Annotated in this window: 33 protein-coding genes and 1 tRNA gene; 15 read left to right on the forward strand and 19 right to left on the reverse strand. The window is 57.3% G+C overall.

Annotation, left to right across the window (positions count from 1 at the left end):
* The first annotated feature begins 230 nt into the window (after positions 1 to 230).
* Positions 231 to 307: transfer RNA gene (locus GQF00_RS12935), tRNA-Pro, on the forward strand.
* A 90-nt stretch (positions 308 to 397) separates the two neighbouring features.
* On the opposite strand, the gene GQF00_RS12940 is transcribed toward GQF00_RS12935, so the two are convergent.
* From GQF00_RS12940 to GQF00_RS13025, 19 genes are all read right to left on the reverse strand, one after another.
* On the reverse strand, positions 398 to 1,489 hold the full coding sequence (locus GQF00_RS12940) for a phage integrase Arm DNA-binding domain-containing protein (protein WP_161319567.1): 1,092 nt from the start codon (positions 1,487 to 1,489) through the stop codon (positions 398 to 400).
* The gene (locus GQF00_RS12945; RefSeq protein ID WP_161319568.1) at positions 1,489 to 1,695 is read right to left on the reverse strand and encodes a hypothetical protein; all 207 of its coding nucleotides are present in this window, start codon (positions 1,693 to 1,695) and stop codon (positions 1,489 to 1,491) included. The genes GQF00_RS12940 and GQF00_RS12945 overlap by 1 nt, the downstream gene beginning before the upstream one ends.
* Positions 1,696 to 1,745: 50 nt before the next feature.
* Positions 1,746 to 1,955 carry a hypothetical protein gene (locus GQF00_RS12950; RefSeq protein ID WP_161319569.1) on the reverse strand — a complete coding sequence of 70 codons (210 nt, stop codon included), beginning with the start codon at positions 1,953 to 1,955 and terminating at the stop codon, positions 1,746 to 1,748.
* Entirely contained in the window at positions 1,955 to 2,170 is a 216-nt protein-coding gene (locus tag GQF00_RS16845) for a DUF551 domain-containing protein (RefSeq protein WP_161319570.1), read from the reverse strand. Before GQF00_RS16845 ends, GQF00_RS12950 begins: the two co-directional genes overlap by 1 nt.
* A gap of 169 nt (positions 2,171 to 2,339) precedes the next feature.
* The gene (locus GQF00_RS12960) at positions 2,340 to 2,711 is read right to left on the reverse strand and encodes a phage protein NinX family protein (protein WP_161319571.1); all 372 of its coding nucleotides are present in this window, start codon (positions 2,709 to 2,711) and stop codon (positions 2,340 to 2,342) included.
* 249 nt (positions 2,712 to 2,960) lie between these two features.
* Complete coding sequence (locus GQF00_RS12965) at positions 2,961 to 3,506, reverse strand: hypothetical protein (RefSeq protein ID WP_161319572.1); 546 nt, start codon at positions 3,504 to 3,506, stop codon at positions 2,961 to 2,963.
* A 120-nt stretch (positions 3,507 to 3,626) separates the two neighbouring features.
* Positions 3,627 to 3,878, reverse strand: a complete 252-nt coding sequence (locus GQF00_RS12970; protein WP_161319573.1) for a hypothetical protein — start codon at positions 3,876 to 3,878, stop codon at positions 3,627 to 3,629.
* Complete coding sequence (locus tag GQF00_RS12975; protein WP_161319574.1) at positions 3,871 to 4,107, reverse strand: hypothetical protein; 237 nt, start codon at positions 4,105 to 4,107, stop codon at positions 3,871 to 3,873. Before GQF00_RS12975 ends, GQF00_RS12970 begins: the two co-directional genes overlap by 8 nt.
* Positions 4,100 to 4,987 (reverse strand): hypothetical protein, encoded by an 888-nt coding sequence (locus tag GQF00_RS12980; protein WP_161319575.1) that lies wholly within the window; start codon positions 4,985 to 4,987, stop codon positions 4,100 to 4,102. Before GQF00_RS12980 ends, GQF00_RS12975 begins: the two co-directional genes overlap by 8 nt.
* On the reverse strand, positions 4,980 to 5,102 hold the full coding sequence (locus GQF00_RS16750) for a hypothetical protein (protein WP_255461758.1): 123 nt from the start codon (positions 5,100 to 5,102) through the stop codon (positions 4,980 to 4,982). The genes GQF00_RS12980 and GQF00_RS16750 overlap by 8 nt, the downstream gene beginning before the upstream one ends.
* Before the next feature lie 229 nt (positions 5,103 to 5,331).
* Positions 5,332 to 5,739, reverse strand: a complete 408-nt coding sequence (locus GQF00_RS12985) for a single-stranded DNA-binding protein (RefSeq protein ID WP_161319576.1) — start codon at positions 5,737 to 5,739, stop codon at positions 5,332 to 5,334.
* Positions 5,740 to 5,771: 32 nt separating this feature from the next.
* Complete coding sequence (locus tag GQF00_RS12990) at positions 5,772 to 7,385, reverse strand: YqaJ viral recombinase family protein (RefSeq protein WP_161319577.1); 1,614 nt, start codon at positions 7,383 to 7,385, stop codon at positions 5,772 to 5,774.
* Between the two features lie 2 nt (positions 7,386 to 7,387).
* Positions 7,388 to 8,302, reverse strand: coding sequence for a recombinase RecT (locus tag GQF00_RS12995; protein WP_161319578.1), 915 nt, complete (start codon positions 8,300 to 8,302; stop codon positions 7,388 to 7,390).
* Between the two features lie 47 nt (positions 8,303 to 8,349).
* Positions 8,350 to 8,577 (reverse strand): hypothetical protein, encoded by a 228-nt coding sequence (locus GQF00_RS13000; protein ID WP_161319579.1) that lies wholly within the window; start codon positions 8,575 to 8,577, stop codon positions 8,350 to 8,352.
* Entirely contained in the window at positions 8,570 to 8,791 is a 222-nt protein-coding gene (locus GQF00_RS13005) for a hypothetical protein (protein ID WP_161319580.1), read from the reverse strand. The genes GQF00_RS13000 and GQF00_RS13005 overlap by 8 nt, the downstream gene beginning before the upstream one ends.
* Positions 8,788 to 9,075, reverse strand: a complete 288-nt coding sequence (locus GQF00_RS13010) for a hypothetical protein (RefSeq protein WP_161319581.1) — start codon at positions 9,073 to 9,075, stop codon at positions 8,788 to 8,790. Before GQF00_RS13010 ends, GQF00_RS13005 begins: the two co-directional genes overlap by 4 nt.
* A gap of 3 nt (positions 9,076 to 9,078) precedes the next feature.
* A complete protein-coding gene (locus GQF00_RS13015) occupies positions 9,079 to 9,372 on the reverse strand; it encodes a hypothetical protein (protein WP_161319582.1) in 294 nt (97 codons plus the stop codon).
* Positions 9,373 to 9,593: 221 nt separating this feature from the next.
* Positions 9,594 to 10,496: a hypothetical protein gene (locus GQF00_RS13020; RefSeq protein WP_161319583.1), complete on the reverse strand. Its 903-nt coding sequence runs from the start codon at positions 10,494 to 10,496 to the stop codon at positions 9,594 to 9,596.
* A gap of 59 nt (positions 10,497 to 10,555) precedes the next feature.
* Positions 10,556 to 11,329 (reverse strand): LexA family transcriptional regulator, encoded by a 774-nt coding sequence (locus GQF00_RS13025; protein WP_237440515.1) that lies wholly within the window; start codon positions 11,327 to 11,329, stop codon positions 10,556 to 10,558.
* Between GQF00_RS13025 and GQF00_RS13030 the strand changes: the two genes are divergently transcribed.
* From GQF00_RS13030 to GQF00_RS13095, 14 genes are all read left to right on the forward strand, one after another.
* Positions 11,328 to 11,594 (forward strand): helix-turn-helix domain-containing protein, encoded by a 267-nt coding sequence (locus tag GQF00_RS13030; RefSeq protein ID WP_161319585.1) that lies wholly within the window; start codon positions 11,328 to 11,330, stop codon positions 11,592 to 11,594. The two genes, GQF00_RS13025 and GQF00_RS13030, sit on opposite strands and share 2 nt — an antisense overlap.
* Before the next feature lie 40 nt (positions 11,595 to 11,634).
* The gene (locus GQF00_RS13035; RefSeq protein WP_161319586.1) at positions 11,635 to 12,054 is read left to right on the forward strand and encodes a hypothetical protein; all 420 of its coding nucleotides are present in this window, start codon (positions 11,635 to 11,637) and stop codon (positions 12,052 to 12,054) included.
* A gap of 473 nt (positions 12,055 to 12,527) precedes the next feature.
* The gene (locus GQF00_RS16625; RefSeq protein WP_202560495.1) at positions 12,528 to 12,803 is read left to right on the forward strand and encodes a hypothetical protein; all 276 of its coding nucleotides are present in this window, start codon (positions 12,528 to 12,530) and stop codon (positions 12,801 to 12,803) included.
* Between the two features lie 2 nt (positions 12,804 to 12,805).
* Positions 12,806 to 13,651 carry a hypothetical protein gene (locus GQF00_RS13045; RefSeq protein ID WP_161319587.1) on the forward strand — a complete coding sequence of 282 codons (846 nt, stop codon included), beginning with the start codon at positions 12,806 to 12,808 and terminating at the stop codon, positions 13,649 to 13,651.
* Positions 13,635 to 14,396, forward strand: a complete 762-nt coding sequence (locus tag GQF00_RS13050; protein ID WP_161319588.1) for an ATP-binding protein — start codon at positions 13,635 to 13,637, stop codon at positions 14,394 to 14,396. Before GQF00_RS13045 ends, GQF00_RS13050 begins: the two co-directional genes overlap by 17 nt.
* Positions 14,393 to 14,659, forward strand: coding sequence for a hypothetical protein (locus GQF00_RS13055; RefSeq protein WP_161319589.1), 267 nt, complete (start codon positions 14,393 to 14,395; stop codon positions 14,657 to 14,659). The genes GQF00_RS13050 and GQF00_RS13055 overlap by 4 nt, the downstream gene beginning before the upstream one ends.
* The gene (locus GQF00_RS13060) at positions 14,656 to 14,964 is read left to right on the forward strand and encodes a hypothetical protein (RefSeq protein ID WP_161319590.1); all 309 of its coding nucleotides are present in this window, start codon (positions 14,656 to 14,658) and stop codon (positions 14,962 to 14,964) included. Before GQF00_RS13055 ends, GQF00_RS13060 begins: the two co-directional genes overlap by 4 nt.
* Positions 14,961 to 15,188 carry a hypothetical protein gene (locus GQF00_RS13065; RefSeq protein WP_161319591.1) on the forward strand — a complete coding sequence of 76 codons (228 nt, stop codon included), beginning with the start codon at positions 14,961 to 14,963 and terminating at the stop codon, positions 15,186 to 15,188. Before GQF00_RS13060 ends, GQF00_RS13065 begins: the two co-directional genes overlap by 4 nt.
* The gene (locus GQF00_RS13070; protein WP_161319592.1) at positions 15,185 to 15,361 is read left to right on the forward strand and encodes a hypothetical protein; all 177 of its coding nucleotides are present in this window, start codon (positions 15,185 to 15,187) and stop codon (positions 15,359 to 15,361) included. Before GQF00_RS13065 ends, GQF00_RS13070 begins: the two co-directional genes overlap by 4 nt.
* Positions 15,358 to 15,807, forward strand: a complete 450-nt coding sequence (locus tag GQF00_RS13075; RefSeq protein WP_202560496.1) for a recombination protein NinB — start codon at positions 15,358 to 15,360, stop codon at positions 15,805 to 15,807. The genes GQF00_RS13070 and GQF00_RS13075 overlap by 4 nt, the downstream gene beginning before the upstream one ends.
* A gap of 10 nt (positions 15,808 to 15,817) precedes the next feature.
* Positions 15,818 to 16,099, forward strand: coding sequence for a hypothetical protein (locus GQF00_RS13080; RefSeq protein WP_161319593.1), 282 nt, complete (start codon positions 15,818 to 15,820; stop codon positions 16,097 to 16,099).
* Between the two features lie 160 nt (positions 16,100 to 16,259).
* A complete protein-coding gene (locus GQF00_RS13085) occupies positions 16,260 to 16,619 on the forward strand; it encodes a hypothetical protein (RefSeq protein ID WP_161319594.1) in 360 nt (119 codons plus the stop codon).
* Positions 16,620 to 16,628: 9 nt separating this feature from the next.
* Entirely contained in the window at positions 16,629 to 16,883 is a 255-nt protein-coding gene (locus GQF00_RS13090) for a hypothetical protein (RefSeq protein WP_161319595.1), read from the forward strand.
* The gene (locus tag GQF00_RS13095; RefSeq protein WP_161319596.1) at positions 16,876 to 17,262 is read left to right on the forward strand and encodes a VRR-NUC domain-containing protein; all 387 of its coding nucleotides are present in this window, start codon (positions 16,876 to 16,878) and stop codon (positions 17,260 to 17,262) included. The genes GQF00_RS13090 and GQF00_RS13095 overlap by 8 nt, the downstream gene beginning before the upstream one ends.
* Position 17,263: the final 1 nt, after the last annotated feature.

Raw genomic sequence — 17,263 nt, forward strand, 5'->3', positions numbered from 1 at the left:
GCTGGTGAGGGGGCTTAAATTGTCCGGGGTGTGCCCCAGCCCATCCGGCAGGGGCGCGGGCTGGGCACAGTGGCCGATACCCGTTTGCTCCGCGTTGCAGCTTGTATCTTGGGGCTTGCAGCTGGCCATCGCACAAACCCTGATCAATCAGCCGTTTACTGGTTCCATCCCGCCAACGAATCCGCTATGATGCTCGCCGCTTTGGAGGCTCTGCCTGCCAAGCACGATCTCGGGGCGTAGCGCAGCCTGGTAGCGCACTTGCATGGGGTGCAAGGGGTCGGAGGTTCGAATCCTCCCGTCCCGACCAAAAATCCCCATAAAGGTCAGTCACTTAGCGGTGGCTGGCCTTTNTCTGTTTTTGGGCGGATGCAAAACAAAATCAAAACCCCTGCAAAACCTATCCCCGGATCTTCGATATATCCAGGTCGGCAATGGCCTCCTTCCAAACCACATCATCGTGGTCTGCCTCGTAGTTTCGCGTCATCTTCCCGCTGGCATGACCAGCGATGGCCTGACCGTCTTTCCCTGCCTTTTTGTACAGATGGAGGCTGGTGGCTCGCAGCTCGTGAAAGCCGGGCATTTCTTCCTCTGACAGGTGGGCATAGCACTTGGCGTCATCCCGGGCGGCCTTGAATGCCCGGGTCAGGTATCGGTTATCAACCTTGGTCCAGTGGCCGTCCTTCTTCACCTTCCTGTCCGGCTTCCGGTGGATCAGATAGGGCGAGGCGATATTGTCACGACACCGGGCAATGATTTCCTGCAGGGCAGGGGTAAGAGGCAGCCGCAGCCACCCGGCGTCCGTATGCCGCTTGGTCTTGCTCTGCACCACATACAAGGCGCCGTCCCGCACATCCTCAAACTTCATGTTCAGAATGTCTTCCCGGCGCTGGGCGGTGACCAGGGCAAGGTCTATGGCGTTCTGTAGCCACGGCTCTGCCTTTGCCCGAATGGCTGCAATGCCTTCCACGGTGTGGCGCTTGCGCTGTTTCTTCTCGATTCGGGCCATGGTGGCGGCGGCAGGGTTGTCCTGGCACAGGCCTTTGGCGATCGCATGGGCGAATACGTCCACCAGCAGGGCGCGGGCTTGATTGGACGCCCGGGCGGTCAGGCCATCCAGAAACCGGGCCACATGGCGGATGGTAATCTGGTCCACCGGGGCTTCACCCAGGGCAGCACGAATCTGCCGGATGCGCACGGCATACAGGTCAAGCGTGGCCTTGGCCAGATCCCGGTGAGGCAGCACATCAGCCTCATAGGAGTCCAGAAACTGGCCCATGGTGCACTGAGTGCCCAGCACGCCTGCCACCAGGTCACCCGGGGCGGCCAGCTCGGCATTCAGGATCTTGGCCGCCTTGATGGCTTCCTGCTTGTTGGTGCCCATGCCGTGCCATGTGCCGGTGTCCGGTCGCCGGTAGCGGTAGGCCCGCCCGTTGGGGTACAGGTTGGGCGGCAGGCCGTGGTTGCCCTTCTTGCGTGGCCGTGGCGCCATTAACCGGCCCTCAGAACGGCATCAGCCAGGGCGTTTCCGGTCTGCTTCTGGTAGGCGTCCCAATCAATAAACCACAGGCGTCCAATCTGAGCCCCGGGCAGTACATCGCGCTGTATCTGGTCACGGATCGCCTGATTGGTCAGCGGGGTTCCGTTGGCACCCCACACCCGGCGTTTGAATTCGCGAATCTTGATCATTTCACTCATGACTATCCTCCAGCCAGTCGGTTGCTCTCATTCGTTGCATGGGGGGCTCCTCAGCCAAGGGCCAGAAATGTCCACTTAATGGCAAGCAAGCCGCCATACCCGCTCAGAACGAGCAAGGGGAACGCTATACACCAGAAAAAGGCGTATGAAGCATATTCCCCGATAGTGGCCCGTCCGGTGGAGCGGATGTCTTGAGCCTTTGCTAAGCCAAAGACTGCGCCTGCCAACATCAGCGAGAAAACAACTTGCCCTTCGGTCATCACTCCCCCTCCTTGCGCGGTGGCTCCGGTAGCGGCATCCAGTGGGTTATCTTGTCGTTAGCAGGGTGCATTCCCTCGAACCGCCAGCCAGTCCACGGAAATTGAGAGGCTGAGTTATCCAAAAAGCAGGCAATCAAGACGGCCCCGCTTTTTGTCGCAACCATGGCTCTCTCTCCCTCAAGTGGCCGCTCCTCAGCACCAATCCACTCGCTCATTGGTCACACTCCCCATATTCGACAACGCGCCATCCGTACCAGGTGCGGCGAACGCCACACAAGGTATCGCCAGCAGCATGGCGTTGTTTTACTCGCTCGTGCACGACCCGGTAATTTACCTCCGGCAGCCACACGCACAGAAAGACAAAAGCAAACAGAAAGAAAAGCATCACTCCCCCTCCACCAGTTCATCAGGCACGTCCACGAAGCCGGAGGGGTTTTGGGCGGCTACGATGGCGCGGCAGGCGGCGATGAGGCGATTAGGGCCGCCCTGTATCGTCTTCATATCATGGGTTTGCGCCCAGCACTTGTCGCCATTAACAGGTTTATCTATGCGATACAGGTGCTCATCCATGAGCGGGCCGCATTGTGACCAGTCCTCGGTCGGACACCATGTTCCTGACATAGGAGTCCCATATTGATCGAGCCAGTGTCGAATAAGAGGTGGCTGGCTTTCGATTCGCTCCAAGCCTTCAGCTTCAGCCACAGCCCAATCCAGCGCCACCCCTTCCAGCTCCGCTATCGCTATGCGTTTAGTCATTGGTGGGCTCCTTGCACTGATTGATCTCTATTCTGGATACCGAATGCTCAGGTATCATGGTTTTGCCAATGATATAAAACCCGTTTACGGTCTCTATGCTTTCAGCATCGGTGCCATATGAAACAACTGAGTTTCCGCTCCAAATTGTGTATTTCTTGCATGGTCGAGGCTCAGACTTGGCAGATAGAGCAAGACCGACAACAGCGAGCAGTGTCAGCCCGGCTATCACGGCAATAATCCGCAGAAACATCACTCACCTCCCGGCATTTTCAGTGCGCCAGCGTCGTAGAGGGCTTCTGCGATTTCATCAAGGTCCATGAAGTCATGCAATGCCCCGGAGGCCAGTACAGCCTCCACTACCCGCTCCTTTTCGGTTTTTAGGGGACGGCAACGAATATCTGAGTCATCACATTTATAATGCCAACGGCTTGCAGGGTAATTCTTGAGCGCCATAAGACAGCTAATGCCGTCATTGAAAAGCATCACACGATCATCCCAGCTCATTCCGTTCAGACTAAACTCAAACTCCACCCCAACCGGCGGCAACCCATCTTCCGGCCCTGACCATTTCTTGGCTGGGCGAGGGATGTAGGCGGCGGCATAGTCATCACCAGACGCGTCATCAATCCAATATTTTCGGTCGCTATTCCATGCCTCCCAGCCATATTCGGCTGAAAGTCGCATCCACGGGCATTCTGGCTCGCCATCGTTGGCGTCGTAATGAGTCGCCCCCTCCGGAGCCACCGAATCCCAATAAGCCCGGTCAGTTTTCAGTCGTTCGATGTTGATGGTCATAATCCTTTCCTAAATCCCCAGCCCAATACGCAGCCCCTGGCCGGCAGTCCATCCCAGAACAAAGCCCCAGAAACAGAGCAGGGCGGTTATGGCGGCCACGAGCTTTATCAGGCGCATGGGTTACTCCTTGTTGAGTAGGGCGGCGGCGCGGCGTAGGTCTTGAGCACCAAAGCACTTTTCTTCGCTTGGCGATAAGTTAGATAAGTCGTAGTACTCCCGCGCAAACGGCTCCAGCGCCTTCTCCAGCTCCGCAATGCGGGCCTTGGCTGCGGTGAGTTCTGAGCCAAGAGCCTCGTTTTCACAGACGTAGCAGGTGCCGCCTTGGCCACAGGTGCCACCATCAATAGGGCACTGCTTCTGGTACTCACTCATCTTTATCGTCTCCGGTGGTGGGGCGGGAGTGCAGAAAAGAAAGGCTGAGGACATTGAATCGTTTGTTCGTCGCGCCGAGTTCTTCCTGTAGTTTTTTCTTCAGGGCGGCATATTCATCAGGGGTGTTGATAGGGCAGCCCCAACTAGCTGTGCCGTCACGGTATTCATGGCTAATCCCATCCCCCATCATGACTGCCCAGTGGTATAGGTAGCTTTTACAGTCACTCACTGTCGTCACCCCCATTGCTGCGGAGGCGGTCGGCGGCGTCCTGAGGGTCGATAGATGGCTGGCGAAGTCGGGCAGCGCACTTGATCAGCCATGAGTTTACTTTCCTTAGCGTTCTTGCTTGTTCGCTTTTGTTCTCCAGATAGCCAATCTGTTTTGTGATTTCGTCAATAAAGCCTTCCAGCGCCTCGGCCTGCACTTCATTGCGCGGCTGGGCGGGGTGGGTGTAGAGAAAGTGAGTTCCGTATGGAAGCGTTTCCCACTCAACATGGCACTCAGTTGCTGAGCTGGTGTATTTCATCACCGCCTGCTCTTTCACCGGCTCCACCTCCCCGCCATCGGCAGTGGGGGTGGGTTTAGCGGCTAGGTCTACTTCCATTGACGTGCTGCAACGCGGGCACTGATACACCACCTTCCCAGCGTCGGCAATATGCTCGGGCTGTGGGGCGGCGGTGAGCATGTCCAGAAGTTCGGCCTGCTCATTTGCATCCGAAGCTGAGTAGCGATTTGCGCACGGAATTACGCCGCATGTTTGCAGGTTGGCGTAATCTTCCAGAATGGCTGAAATAAGATCGAAATTAACACCCTCCGGCACCGCAACAGATGGCGGGGCGGGGTGGGTGTAGACTGGCTTACAGACCCAATCAGAAGCTACTGGGTACAGCTTTACCGGCTTGCCATCCGCAAGGGTGTTTAGGGTTACGTGGCTCAGGTAGCCCACCGGCTCCGCCTCCCCACCATTGGCGCTAAGGGCGGCTTGCCATGCTTGCCACATTCTGCGCGTTTCTACAAATTCGTAGTTGTCATCCCTACCAAATCCGCGCTTTATTGTGTAGCCTTCATTCTCGCACCAACCCTCAAACGCCTCTCTCAAATCACTCATATCCATCTCCCTGCTTCCGGTTCTTGTATCGCTCAATCCATCTTTCCAGGCTGCGCCAACCACTCTCGGTGTCATCAACGATGGTGCGCATGATGCCGCTGCCGTTATCGCGCATGACGCATATCTGCGTGGCTGAGTAGCGCTGGATGGTCACTACCGATCCGTCTCCCTGGCCACAAAGGCCGTTGTCTCTCGCAATGCCAGCCGCACGCTCTTCCCCTTGCGGATCTTCACCAGCACCAGGCGCTGGGCTCTCTGCTGTGTCCTGTCCTGCGCTCCCAATCCCTGTATGCGGTGGGTAAGGAGCTGCTGGACTGTTGAGGGGTGGAGGGTCATGGCTTCACCTAAAAGGGGATGTCTGAGTCGGTCTCAAAATCGTCTGCCGGTGGCTGGCCGCCACCCTGAGCCTGTGCCCGGTTCTGCTGTGGCTGCTGGTCGCTACTCGGCGCATCACCCTGCAGCTCAATCTCGCGCATGATGACCTCAACGCTGGTGCCCTTGCTGCCGTCATTGCGCTCAAACTCACGCACGCGCAGCTCCCCGGAGATCGTGGCCTTGCCGCCTTTGCGCATGTGAGGGCACAGCTTTTCGCCGCGCTCACCGAACAGCACCACGGTCAGCCAGCTGGTGTGCTTGTTGTCGCCCCAGCCAGAATCCACCGGGCAGCGCACTGTAGTGATTGGCTTGCCAGCTTGCGTGTACTTCGTTTCTGCGTCCTGCCCGAATCGGGTGGTGAATGTCAGAATGTTCATGCTCTCTCCGTTGTCTGAATGGATGCGGTGGCCTACGCCACTCGCTGCAATTCCTGCTGATTCATTTCCAGCACCCAGGCGGCGGCGGTATGCACGTCCACCTGAAACTCGGCGGCGATGGCGCGGAGAATGTCCTGGTCGTTGGGGCGGAAAGGCTTTTCTTCGGCCTTGTATTCGGCGCGCGGCTCGCTTTTCACCTGTTCGGCTACTGGTTCAGGATCGGTTTTTTCGGCGAGCTTGCAGGCCATTGATTCGGCCTCAGCTTCACGCTGGGCTTGCGCCTGAGCATCAGCCTTCTGCTGCGCTTCGCGCTCTGCCTTGGCCTTTTCCTCGGCAGCGATGCGCTGGCGTTCAGCCTCCAGGCGGCGCTCTTCTTCCTGCTTGTGGCGTGCAATGCGGCTCTCGACTTCCAGCTTCACCAGTTCGCTGTCTTTCAGCGCAAGCTGCTGCCGGTCGGCGAACAGGAATTCGTAACCAGCCTCGGAAATGATCTTGGCGTTGACCCGGATCGCGTCGGCATATTCATTGATGGCGATCTTCGCCCGGGCCACTTCGTTGTCGGCGGCATCGCGCAGGGTGGCGATGGTGCGCTTGCCCTTCATGGCTTCGTTAAAGTCCGTGGGGACGCGGGGGAGGGTGTAGCCGTCCAGCGTGGCCTGAACCTTGGCGCCGTGGTCTTCGACGGCCTGTTTGCCGTCCTGCGCAATCTTCAGCTTGATGGCCCGCTTCTGGCTCTCCACCAGCTTCTCGGCCATCAGCCTGTTCTTTCGGGTCAGCTCCTGCAGCATGTCCTTGCGACGCTTGGCTTTGTCCACGGTTTCAACCTGGGATAGCAGTTGAGTCTCAGCAGCGTCCAGCGCCTCTTCTGCCTTCTTTAGCTGCTTGACCTGACCCTGCAGGGTGGCAAAGTCATCATCCGTCTGCGGGTCTTTCACCAGCACCTCATCCAGGAACAACTTCAGCGATTCTTCAAAGCGGTCGAAGTTGTCCACGATGAAAAGCTCGCCGGACACCTGAACAGATACAGCCGGCAGGTCTTCGGTCACCGTGGCGGTAGCTGGCCGCTCCTGCTTGCGCGGCTGGTAATCGGCCAGGTCGGCCCGGAACTGCTCCCAGCCTGCCTTGATGGCGGCCAGACGCTCGGGCGTAGTGGTGTACCAGAAGTGATTGCAGTCATCGGTGGTGCCGTCGCTGGCCATGAACAGGCATTTTTCGGCACCGCTCACCAGCAACTGCTGATCCATCTGGATTTTGTAATGCTCGTCCAGGGTATCCACGGTTGCCGAGCGCAGCGTGTCATTGATCAGCTTGTGCTCCCAGATCACGTCTTCCAGCATGGTCACGCCGTCGAAGCTGGCCAGCAGAACGCCGTCATCATCCAGCGCAGTGGCCGGAAACAGCTCTTCCCCGATGATTTCCTCGGCAATAGGCCGCGCAGCAGCTTCAGCGGCGTGGCCACGGTCAAAGATGGCCTGCTGGGCCGGGGTGACTTCCTCGGCCATGCCGGTGGCTTTCTGCTCCATCAACGCGGTGCGGGTCTGGTACTTGCTCTTGCCCATCATCGCCGGCGCTTCGCTGGCGGTGTTGTGATTGGTGCGCAGGGCTTTCCATTCCGGGCTGCCCTGGGTGACGTTTTGAATCTGCATGATTATTCCCCTTGCTCCACGGCCAGCACCTGCTGCGCCTGTTCTTCGGTCAGCGGCGCCTTACTGGCCACCATGTCGATAATCTGCTTGCCGGACTTTTTGCCCGCTTGGATAAGCTGGGCCCACTTTGGAAAATTGGCCGCAAAGTCCTCTGCCGGGTAATGGGGCAGGGCCTGTGGCTGGTCGGCTTCACGCGGTGTAATGTCGCGCTCCTTCCGGTTGTTGAACTCGTACATCCAGTTGTCATTGCCCAGCATTTCCATGATTTCACTGCTGTTCGGCAGCCGGCGGGCCAGGCGATGAAGGGCGGACTTCAGGGCCATGCGCTCAAACCAATCTTTCCAGGGGCCGTAAGCGCCGGTCTTGCTGGCGGAGCGCACTTTCTCAACGTCTGCCATGGTCATTGGCTCAACGATTACGTCCCCGGTCTTCATCCTGGCCATGGCGTAAACCAAGATCATGGGCCCGCGGTCACCGGCAAAATTAGGGCGGTGCTTCAGATGCTCGCCATCCTCGTCCACCCAGTAATCAAACTGATCGTTCTGGTGAACGGCACGGGCCGTTATTACGGAGACTTCGCCAGACTGGCGCGCGCGCTTGAGAACACCATCCACCATTGGCATGTACTGGATTTTCTGGACCCAATTCGGGTTATCCCGGGTGCCGACATTGGTATTAAACTGAACCAGTGCGGCCTCCCTGTTGTCCGGCACAAGGCCATCGCCTGCGCAGCGCTGAAGGCTGGTAAAAAGGCTCTGGCGGTCCGCATTAAGCAGATCTGGGTTGCTCTGGATGGCAATCATTGCCGTCTTGATGAATCGTTCCACCGGAAGGTGATCAGGCAGGATGGATTTCAGCTCTTTATGTTGAGCCTGTATCTCCTGCTGGAACTGCTGTATGGGTGCAATCGCGTTCATGCTCTGCTCCTTGAAAAAAGGCGGGGCGGACCCCGCAAAACAACAGATCAGCGCTCTGTCGTATCGGTATCTCTTGCGGCCAGCATTGCGTCTGCCATGGCGTAGGCGTGTTCTGCGACGCGCTCCCAATCAGGTGCAGGGGAGTGCGGGTTAGCGATAGCCCCTTGCATAGCCTTAGCCGCGAAGTAGTCGCGCAGGGTCATACCTTCCTGATCGTTTACATTTGCATCATTGGGCACCGGGAATGCTGGCCCGCCGCTGTTCACCTCACTCATGTCCAACTCCTGCCACTTGCACCGGCTCGGCGCAGTTAATGTCTTTGTCCCAGTCCCGATGCACTCCGGCCTTTACTCGCCAGCAGTACTCTATGGCTGATGACTTCTCTTCCAGCTTCGCGTCCTGGTAGTCCATTTCCCCAGCCATGCAGTAGATGGCGAGCAAAGCAAATGACAGGGCGCCGCCGAGAATGATTTTCCAGTAGCGGTTCATGCGACCCTCCGGGGTGCTTGCGGGTAGATCAGCAAAGGGCAAGGCGCTGGCCACTGACCGCCAACCCTTGCTGCAATGGCTGCGTTAATCAGCGCATCGGCCCGGTTGATGAGCATGCATTGCAGGCTTTGCGGGCCATGCTCGGCCTCGGCCTGCAGGTAGCGCCCGTGCCACTCTTTGCGGACGCTCTCGCAGGTATCCATGGTCACGCCTTCGTGCATGATGACCTTGGCGTCGGTCATGGCTTGCTGGGTTTGAATTTCGATCAGTCGGGCGATACTCATGGGTTACGGCTCCATCCGTTCTTTGGCTTCGGCTTCCAGGTACTCGCGGGCAGCGGCCCGGAATTTCTCTGCGTCCATCATTTCGCTGATAACTTGATCCCGGATGGCGCGGAATTCCGGCTTCCAGCACAGCGCCTTCCACAGGTCTTCAGGCTCAATCAGGTGGCCAGCGCCAGTGGTTTGCAGCGCCTCTTCCTCTTCGCGCTGGAATTCTTCACCGGCTGCGCTTTCGAGAATGTCCGCGCCATGCAGTGCGTCCTGATAATCCCAATCGCTGTTGAAGTTGCGTGCTTCCATGTCTGGCTCCGGGCTGTTCGTTTAGCGTGGAACCAGTATCAACCAAAAGTTGACATTAAGTCAACAACCAGATGTTGATGTTTTCAGGAAAAGGTCAACTTGGCGCAAAATGACCATGGAATTCTGTGGGCAAGAAAGAAGGTGTTGGCGCGCAGAACAGGATTGCGGGCACAAAAAAAACCCGCGCTTGGCGGGCTTGGTGGCGCTAGCGTAGTGCGGTTTTATTCAGCGCGCGCGTCAGAGATGTACAGGGTGTGAATCTCGCCGGCTTTCAGTACAGGCTTGGCCGTGATTCGGAAAGGCGTCTGCTGGTCAAATGAGTGGGTATAGACGTTGCCGGGCTGATCCAGCGTTGGGTCGGTGATTTTCCCTTTCAGTAGCCCCTCATACTGCTCGACGGTAATCTCGCACCGGCCTGTATTTCTGTTCAGACTGCTGATCGAAAGGCACCGCATTTCTTGAGAATTTTCGACAATAAGGTCGTCCGTAGACTTGATAGCCTTGGCTTCAGGTTCGGCAATCACCGTTGGCGCCTTGCTGTCTGCATTCTGAACGAGCTGCGAACAGGCCCTGCCTATAGGGGCCACCATGGTGCGCCCGTGATTGCGGTTATTATCCGCCAGTTCCGGGAGCATCCTTATCAGCGTCTCGTGCAGCGAAGCCAAGTTGTCATTGGACTTTACAAGGCCATTTGCCAGGATCTGCTGTGTGTCTGAGCTATTTTCAGCCAGCTTGGTGATCGCCTCCGCAAGCTCCTTCACAACATCCTCCTTAGAGTCTCGTGTCCATATTTCCTTGAGGGAGTCTATCACCATCCAGAACAGGGTGGACATTGCTTCTTTGTATGAAGCGACAAACAAATTTCCATCGGCCAGAGCTGGGGCGATACACATTATCGCTTCCAGGGACCCCTGTTTGGGAGCGGCAGTGAAGCAGAGAAATTCTTTCTTGTAATTCCCCTTCGGCACTTCACCAAAGACGCAAAAATGCGCAGTAGCAGTATAAATGCGTGCTGCGGCGGCTATAGACTCGCCGAACATTGCTGCATCCATGAAGTGATGATCTGTCTGCTTCCCCTGATAAGAAATCTTGAATGGAGTGACAATATTATTGTTTCTGTCCATTTCCCTGCTGTCCCTCCAGGGTAGTTATTTTCTCCTCGCCCGTCCTGCGGATGAGGGCGCTACATTGGGTCGTATTTCCCGATGACGACGCCGCATATGGACCAGTCGCCATCAATCCTGATTATCGGGTCCGGCCATTTGGGGTTTCCTGGCTTCAGGAAGTATTCACCCTCAGAAAAAGACAGCTGCTTGAGTGTAACCTTAAGGTCGCTGTGCCGCTTGGCAACAACGTACTTGCCCGGGTCAGGACTCCGGTCCGGATCAATAATCACTATTTCGCCGTCACATATCCGGGGGTCGTTGCTTTCGCCCTCTACCCGCAAAGCATATGTATTTGGGCCAGCCGAGGGAGGCCGAAAAGGAAGCCAGTCATCAGCATCGCCAGGCTCAAACGGATCTTCAGCGTCGCAAAATTCCCCTGCTTGAATGTAGCTAATAATGGGGATTCCGCCTGGCTCCGTGGCATTCGAATAGGTGCCAATCTCATCGCCGACAGCAAATACCCCGTACAGCATATAGTTCGGCTGGATATTAAATATCCCACATAGTAATTGCATGTTCAGACGATCCGGCATGCCCGTGCCGTCCAGCCACTTATGTACGCCCTGAACGCTTATCTTGCCGCCGGCAGCCTCTATTTCACGCTTAAGCCGAGGCGCACGGCCTCTTGCCTGCCATCCAGCTTTGTCCATTTGCTCGACTAGCCGGGCAGAAAACGCCTCACGGATAGCCTGAGTATCTGAGTCAACCATGCGTTGATTGTCGCATAGGGGTTGATCAACAGTCGGTTGCTGTTTAATATCAACTAAAAGTTGATGTTCTGGAGCCGTCATGGCCATTTCTAAATTCATTTCTGATGACCCTCTTGCTGAGGCTGTGGCCCTGGCTGGCGGACCCATCCCTACAGCTAAAGCCTGCAGCGTAAGCCGTCAGGCCGTTGACAAGTGGCTTGCCCGTGGCCAGCTGCCCCGGACTGATTACACCGGCGAGTCGTCGCACGCAAAAGCCATTGCCTCATTGGCAGGCGAGCAGGGCGCTGAATTTTCAGCCTCTGATCTGCTGGAAGCCCTTAAGGAAAAGGCAAAAAACGCCGCATAACCCCGGCGCTTTTTATTTACGAATTTTCAGGAGAGCGAACATGAGCGAACACCAGCGAACAATGCCCCTTCTGGGCGCCGTCGATGCGGAATTGCGGGACGTTGACCCGGTGGCAGTGGCTGGTTGCTCCCATTGGGCTCAGGCCCTGCGCTTGTGCTTGCGGCAGGCTCGTGTGAAGCGCTCCCAGCGCAACTGGGCAGACCTGCTGGGCATGTCAGTGGGCACCCTGAACACCCTCCTGAATTCCGACCATCACGCGAAAACCGGCAGCCGTGTCCGCCATCTGGATATGGACATGATTGCCGACATCGAGGATCTGGCCGGCAACAACGCCATCAGCCAGTACCTGGGTATGCGCAAAGCCCGCCAGTTGTACTGCCAGCGGAAGGAAGTGAGCCCTGAGCAGGAATTGGCAGAGCTAAAAGCGAAGGTGGCCATGCTGGAAAAGCAGGCCGGATAGAAAGCAAAAAGCCCCGGCGCTGTAGGAGGCATACCGGGGCTTTCATCTGAAGCAACGAGGTGATTATGAAAGCAAGACCGATACTTTTCAACACGGACATGGTGAAGGCGATTCTGGCAGGGCAGAAGACGCAGACGCGGCGCGCACTGAGAGACCAGCCGCCTGCGAATATGTCCGATGCATTGCGCGTTGGGGCTGGTCCGTTTGAAGCCGTTCGAAAGTCAGGCATGTTCCGCTTCGCGAATAAAAAAAACGGTGATATGTGGCCAGAAGGTCCACTCATTTGCCCCTACGGCCAGCCTGGAGACCTGCTGTATGTCAGGGAAGCATTCAGTGGGCCACACTGCATGGAGGCAACAGAAGACTTTCCGGCATTAGCCCCCAGTGTTTGGCCGAAAGATTGCGGGATTCATTACTGGGCTGACGGAAATCCGTTTTACGGAGACTGGACACGGCCTCGGCCCTCAATCCACATGCCCCGTTGGGCATCCCGCCTGACCCTGGAAATCACCGATGTGCGCGTAGAGCGGTTGCAGGGAATTTCTGAGCTGGATGCCATTCATGAAGGTATAGCCGTTCCTGAGCGCCTGCCTTGTGGTGCTTGGTCGCATGATGCAGTACAGGAGTTCTGTGAGCTATGGGATTCCATCTACAGCAACTGGGATGCCAACCCCTGGGTCTGGGTAGTGGAATTCAAAGCCCACCACTGCAACGTCGATGCTCTGCTTCGTGAGCGGGAGGCTGCGTAGTCATGGCTCGTGCCCGCAATATAAAGCCGTCCTTCTTCGATAACGACAACTTGGCCCTGCAGAACGATCCGCTGGGCCGGCTGCTGTTCATCGGGCTGTGGACCCTGGCCGATTACAACGGGAATCTTGAGTGGCGCTCTCACCGTATCAAGGTGAAGTTGTTGCCCTACGATGAATGCGACGTGGAACAACTCGCGATAAATCTGGATAAATCTGGATTCATACGGTTCTACTCGGACGGCGAGAAAGTTCTGCTCAATATTCCGAATTTCACCCTTCACCAGAACCCGCACAAGAATGAGAGGGATAAAGGTGCTGCTGTTCCTGAGTACAGCGAAGAGCGCCGCCAACTCATTGATATTTCTACACTCACGATAAATCGCGATAAATCCCGAGCGAATCCAGATCAAAACGGAACTGATCCTGCTGATTCCCTCTTCCTGAATCCTGAATCCTCTTTCCTGAATCCTGATTGCGGAAGCCCGAAATCGGAAGACCCGCCTCCTGCCGGAGACGAGGGGGCGGGCAAGCCGCCCAAGCCCAAATCGAAAATCACCAAAACCGACCTGATTAACGATTTCGGAATCCCGGAAGAGCTGGCCGTGCAGTTCCTGCAAATCCGCAAGGACAAGCGGTTAACCCTCACGCCAAAAGCCATGGAAGACCTGGTCAATGAATTCAGGAAAGCGGGTCTTGGCGTATCCATGGGTATCGAGCTTTGCTGCAAGCGCTCCTGGGCAGCATTCAAGGCGTCTTGGGATTGGCGTCCGGCCAGTTTTGGCGACGAGAAATCCTTCACTGAAACCGATTACAGCAAGGGAGTGACCGCTGATGGTCGACTCGCGTAAAGCAGAAAACCTGATCCCGTTCAGCCTCCGTGATCTGCCGGAGCCGGGCGACATTCGCAATCAGCCGGTGATGATGACCTGCGAGCACCACGGCAAGTGGAAGCGTCAGGAAACCATGGACGGCCAGGTGATTTCCCCGGACTGCCCGCAGTGCATCCAGGATCGCCGCATGGCCACCGACCTTGGCCGGGCAGCTATCCCGCCGCGCTACCAGCACCGCTCTCTGGAAACGTATCAGGTCGAAGGGCCGGGCCAGAAGCAGGCGCTGGAGGTGTGCCAGACCTACGCCGGGAACATCAAGCGCACACTGGCAGAGGGTCAGAACATGCTGCTGATTGGCTCCGTGGGTACCGGCAAGACGCACCTTGCCTGTGGCGTTGCTCGCCGCTTTCTGGAGTCCGGCCACACCGCGCTGTACGTCCGCACTGCCGAGCTGATTTCCATGGTTCGGGAGACCTGGCGCCCCGATTCCAAGAAAACCGAGCGCAGGGTTATGCGCGAGCTGACTGATCCGGACTTGCTGGTGATTGACGAAGTGGGCGTGCAGGCCAACACCGAAAACGAGCAGCAAATTCTGTTCAACGTCATCAACGGGCGTAACGAGCAAATGCGACCCGTAATCCTGATTTCAAATCTGGACGCCGAAGGCATCAAGAAGGTGCTTGGTGAGCGTTCCTCTGACCGGATCCGGGAGTGTTGCCGGGTCGTGCAGTTCAACTGGCAAAGCTGGAGGGGCAAGGCATGAAACACAACGCAGCAACCCAACGCGAACGCATCCGGCAGTACCTGTATTCCTGCCCGCACGGCGCGACCCGTAACGAGATCCACCGCGACACCGGCCTGATGGTGCAGACCCTGTGCCGCCGCCTGCGCGAATTGGAAGACCTGAAGCACATCACTGCGTGGCGCCGGGTGATCTGTCCGGAAACCGGCGTGCTGAACAAAAACTACCGGCTCACCGGTAACCAGCGGGCGGCCATGACACGGAAAGCGGGGAGGGCGGCATGATTCAGCAAAGCCTTTTCAACTTCTCTGCGCCTGTGGTGCCGATTTCTTCGGAGCCTCACCAGGACGTTTCTCATGTTGAGAATCTTCTGTTCTCGCTGCCCCGGTCTCTCGTTTTGCTGTGGGAGCAGAGGGGGAATCCTGATTCGCCAGCCAGAAAGAATGCCGGCCGCCTTGAGTTGATTGTCAGCGATGCGTTTGCACATGGCCTGATTGATGACAAGGAAAGGGCTGCACTGGATGGCTGTATTCGGGACGCCATGCCTGTACCCACTCCGGTCCTGATGACGCTGGGAGGTGCTGCATGAGTCAGATCCCCATGTTCCCCGCAGAGAAAGCCAACTTCATTCCTCGCGAACCGAAAGCGCCGCGCTACCAGCTGTGTGATAGCCGATACGAGCACGGCAAGGGCTGCGCAGGGTGCCCGATTCACTCCATCTGCACCGGTGGTCACCAGTGGGGGTGGGAAGGCCTTAAAGATTGGCAAGAGCGGTGCGACAAGGCCGCAAAAAAGCATTTGGAGGCAGCATGAACACATTCATCAGAAAGCCCCGCCAGAAAAACATCATCGTGAAGGGCGCAACGGTCTGTTACGACGATAAGAACCAGGGCTGGGTGTTACCCGGTCGCCGGTTCACAAAAGACCACGAACGCGCCTACCGGGCCTGCTGCATCATGGCCGCGATTATCGGGGGCACGGCATGAGCCAGGAGCGCATTTTCTACTTCGGACGGCGCAACGTGCGCGAGGTACTGGCTCAGGCGTTCCGGGTGGCCTGCGAGCTGACAGGGATCGCTGACAAATGGGAGCTGGTACTGCGTGAACGTAAGCGAACGCTGCCACAGAACGCCAAGCTGTGGGCCTGCCTGCAAGACATCGCCGACCAGTGCGAGCTGGTCATCAACGGCAGACCACAGAAGGCCAGCAAAGAGGACTGGAAGCAGGTCTTTACCGCCGCCTTGGCGCGTGAGAACCGCATGGCCCTGGGGCTTGATGGCGGTGTGGTTGTCCTTGGCACAAGCACCAGCCGCATGCGCAAGACCGAGTTTTCAGACCTTCTCGAAATGATCCACGCCTACGGTGCGGAGCATGGGGTGCATTGGAGCGACCCGGCTCTGGCGGCGTTTGGCAAATATCCGGAGGCAGCGTAATGGACCAGTCATGGCTTCAACCGCTGGCCTTCGGCCTAACGGTATTCGCAATGGGCATTACGGGCTACACGCGGCACTGGCTGGGCCTTGTCGCATCCTGTTTCTTTCTTGGGCTGCAGATCGCTGCGCTGGTGTCCTGATGTACCGCAGCTGGTACGCAATCGTAAACGGCAAGCGCATTGCCACGATGGTGGGCGAGCCAAAGAGGCGTGAAGAGGCGCTGGATTTTGCACGGTTCCACTGGCCGGAGGCTGATGTGGAGCCCAACGAACTGTCGAGGGTGGACGGATGAATTGCAGGCTGTGCGGGAATGGCGGAACGAACCGCCTGTCAGGCGATCACGTTTATTGCCCGAAATGCAAAGGCCATGAATACCGTGGGCTGTTGTTCACTGCTAATGAGTGGGCGGACTGGGTAGAAGGTGTCAGCGAGCCTGATTTTGGGGATGCGGAATGAAGGGCGGCAAGGCACCAACAGCCAGCCAAAAGCGCTGGCATGACTGGCTGGCAAATCAGGGCTGCTATCTGGGTTTAGGCCCTGCCTGCATCCATCACTGTGTTGGCAGCACAGGCAAGCACAACAAAGTGGAAATCGGTCAGTGGTTTTGCATTCCGCTGAGCTATGAGGCCCACCAAGGCGCAGGCGGCATCCACGGTGACCTGTCCGCCTTTGACGGCCACAACCTGGGCGAGCGCCGCAAGGAAATTGAAAAGACCATTTTCAACCGTCTGGTGGCTGTGTATCGCCGCCAGCACGGGGAATATCCGTGCCCGCCTGATGTGTTGGCGGCTATTGAGAATTATCACCGTTAGGAGAGCGCAATGGCGAAGGTGACAGGGATTGGCGCGGCAGCGGGTGATGCTTCACGAATCACGCTTGAGGCCATGCTGCTGAACAGTGCGGAAACAGAGATTCAGCATTACAAAAAGGGGTTTTTGATCCTTCTGGATGACGAGGATGACCGGTGGGAGATCGGTTACCGCAATTCTGGGCTCAAGGCATCCGAGATCCTGGCAATGCTGGAGACGGCAAAAACCATGATTCTCGCTGACATGGGGTATCTGCCAAGTGAGTAAGCCAATACCTACCGAGCACGAAGAGCAAAAGGCCGTAATTCAGTGGTTCAACGCCCAGCACAGGGCGCTGAAGGGTCGACTCATTGCGGTGCCGAACGGGGCGCATCTGGCCGGCAGCGCTCGCCAGCGATGCGCCAAGATGGCGCGAATGAAGGCGGAAGGCCTGAGCCCGGGATTTCCTGACCTGTTCTTGCCGGTGGCCCGGCGCGGGTTCCACGGGCTGGCAATCGAAATGAAGCGCGTGAAGGGCAGCACGACCAGCAAAGAGCAGCAGGACTGGCTTCAGTGGCTGCCCGAGCAAGGTTATCTCGCTGTGCTGTGCAAAGGCGCAGACGTGGCAATAGACACCATTCAGGCTTATCTGGCAGAGGAAGAGTGAA

It is taken from the genome of Alcanivorax sp. DP30, assembly GCF_009882945.1.
GTDB lineage: Bacteria > Pseudomonadota > Gammaproteobacteria > Pseudomonadales > Alcanivoracaceae > Alcanivorax.

Bases quoted from the DNA above. Each gene is read 5' to 3' on its own strand.
- GQF00_RS12985 (WP_161319576.1), bottom strand. From the start codon at position 5,739: ATGAACATTCTGACATTCACCACCCGATTCGGGCAGGACGCAGAAACG.
- GQF00_RS13015 (WP_161319582.1), bottom strand. From the start codon at position 9,372: ATGGAAGCACGCAACTTCAACAGCGATTGGGATTATCAGGACGCACTG.
- GQF00_RS13035 (WP_161319586.1), top strand. From the start codon at position 11,635: ATGAGCGAACACCAGCGAACAATGCCCCTTCTGGGCGCCGTCGATGCG.
- GQF00_RS13005 (WP_161319580.1), bottom strand. From the start codon at position 8,791: ATGAACCGCTACTGGAAAATCATTCTCGGCGGCGCCCTGTCATTTGCT.
- GQF00_RS13060 (WP_161319590.1), top strand. From the start codon at position 14,656: ATGATTCAGCAAAGCCTTTTCAACTTCTCTGCGCCTGTGGTGCCGATT.
- GQF00_RS13075 (WP_202560496.1), top strand. From the start codon at position 15,358: ATGAGCCAGGAGCGCATTTTCTACTTCGGACGGCGCAACGTGCGCGAG.
- GQF00_RS12995 (WP_161319578.1), bottom strand. From the start codon at position 8,302: ATGAACGCGATTGCACCCATACAGCAGTTCCAGCAGGAGATACAGGCT.
- GQF00_RS16750 (WP_255461758.1), bottom strand. From the start codon at position 5,102: ATGCGCGATAACGGCAGCGGCATCATGCGCACCATCGTTGATGACACC.
- GQF00_RS16625 (WP_202560495.1), top strand. From the start codon at position 12,528: ATGCCCCGTTGGGCATCCCGCCTGACCCTGGAAATCACCGATGTGCGC.
- GQF00_RS13055 (WP_161319589.1), top strand. From the start codon at position 14,393: ATGAAACACAACGCAGCAACCCAACGCGAACGCATCCGGCAGTACCTG.
- GQF00_RS12950 (WP_161319569.1), bottom strand. From the start codon at position 1,955: ATGACCGAAGGGCAAGTTGTTTTCTCGCTGATGTTGGCAGGCGCAGTC.
- GQF00_RS13030 (WP_161319585.1), top strand. From the start codon at position 11,328: ATGGCCATTTCTAAATTCATTTCTGATGACCCTCTTGCTGAGGCTGTG.
- GQF00_RS13020 (WP_161319583.1), bottom strand. From the start codon at position 10,496: ATGGACAGAAACAATAATATTGTCACTCCATTCAAGATTTCTTATCAG.
- GQF00_RS12980 (WP_161319575.1), bottom strand. From the start codon at position 4,987: ATGAGTGATTTGAGAGAGGCGTTTGAGGGTTGGTGCGAGAATGAAGGC.
- GQF00_RS13045 (WP_161319587.1), top strand. From the start codon at position 12,806: ATGGCTCGTGCCCGCAATATAAAGCCGTCCTTCTTCGATAACGACAAC.
- GQF00_RS13025 (WP_237440515.1), bottom strand. From the start codon at position 11,329: ATGACGGCTCCAGAACATCAACTTTTAGTTGATATTAAACAGCAACCG.
- GQF00_RS13050 (WP_161319588.1), top strand. From the start codon at position 13,635: ATGGTCGACTCGCGTAAAGCAGAAAACCTGATCCCGTTCAGCCTCCGT.
- GQF00_RS13000 (WP_161319579.1), bottom strand. From the start codon at position 8,577: ATGAGTGAGGTGAACAGCGGCGGGCCAGCATTCCCGGTGCCCAATGAT.
- GQF00_RS12965 (WP_161319572.1), bottom strand. From the start codon at position 3,506: ATGACCATCAACATCGAACGACTGAAAACTGACCGGGCTTATTGGGAT.
- GQF00_RS13065 (WP_161319591.1), top strand. From the start codon at position 14,961: ATGAGTCAGATCCCCATGTTCCCCGCAGAGAAAGCCAACTTCATTCCT.
- GQF00_RS12990 (WP_161319577.1), bottom strand. From the start codon at position 7,385: ATGCAGATTCAAAACGTCACCCAGGGCAGCCCGGAATGGAAAGCCCTG.
- GQF00_RS13080 (WP_161319593.1), top strand. From the start codon at position 15,818: ATGGCTTCAACCGCTGGCCTTCGGCCTAACGGTATTCGCAATGGGCAT.
- GQF00_RS12940 (WP_161319567.1), bottom strand. From the start codon at position 1,489: ATGGCGCCACGGCCACGCAAGAAGGGCAACCACGGCCTGCCGCCCAAC.
- GQF00_RS12970 (WP_161319573.1), bottom strand. From the start codon at position 3,878: ATGAGTGAGTACCAGAAGCAGTGCCCTATTGATGGTGGCACCTGTGGC.
- GQF00_RS13010 (WP_161319581.1), bottom strand. From the start codon at position 9,075: ATGAGTATCGCCCGACTGATCGAAATTCAAACCCAGCAAGCCATGACC.
- GQF00_RS13090 (WP_161319595.1), top strand. From the start codon at position 16,629: ATGGCGAAGGTGACAGGGATTGGCGCGGCAGCGGGTGATGCTTCACGA.
- GQF00_RS13070 (WP_161319592.1), top strand. From the start codon at position 15,185: ATGAACACATTCATCAGAAAGCCCCGCCAGAAAAACATCATCGTGAAG.
- GQF00_RS12960 (WP_161319571.1), bottom strand. From the start codon at position 2,711: ATGACTAAACGCATAGCGATAGCGGAGCTGGAAGGGGTGGCGCTGGAT.
- GQF00_RS13085 (WP_161319594.1), top strand. From the start codon at position 16,260: ATGAAGGGCGGCAAGGCACCAACAGCCAGCCAAAAGCGCTGGCATGAC.
- GQF00_RS16845 (WP_161319570.1), bottom strand. From the start codon at position 2,170: ATGAGCGAGTGGATTGGTGCTGAGGAGCGGCCACTTGAGGGAGAGAGA.
- GQF00_RS12945 (WP_161319568.1), bottom strand. From the start codon at position 1,695: ATGAGTGAAATGATCAAGATTCGCGAATTCAAACGCCGGGTGTGGGGT.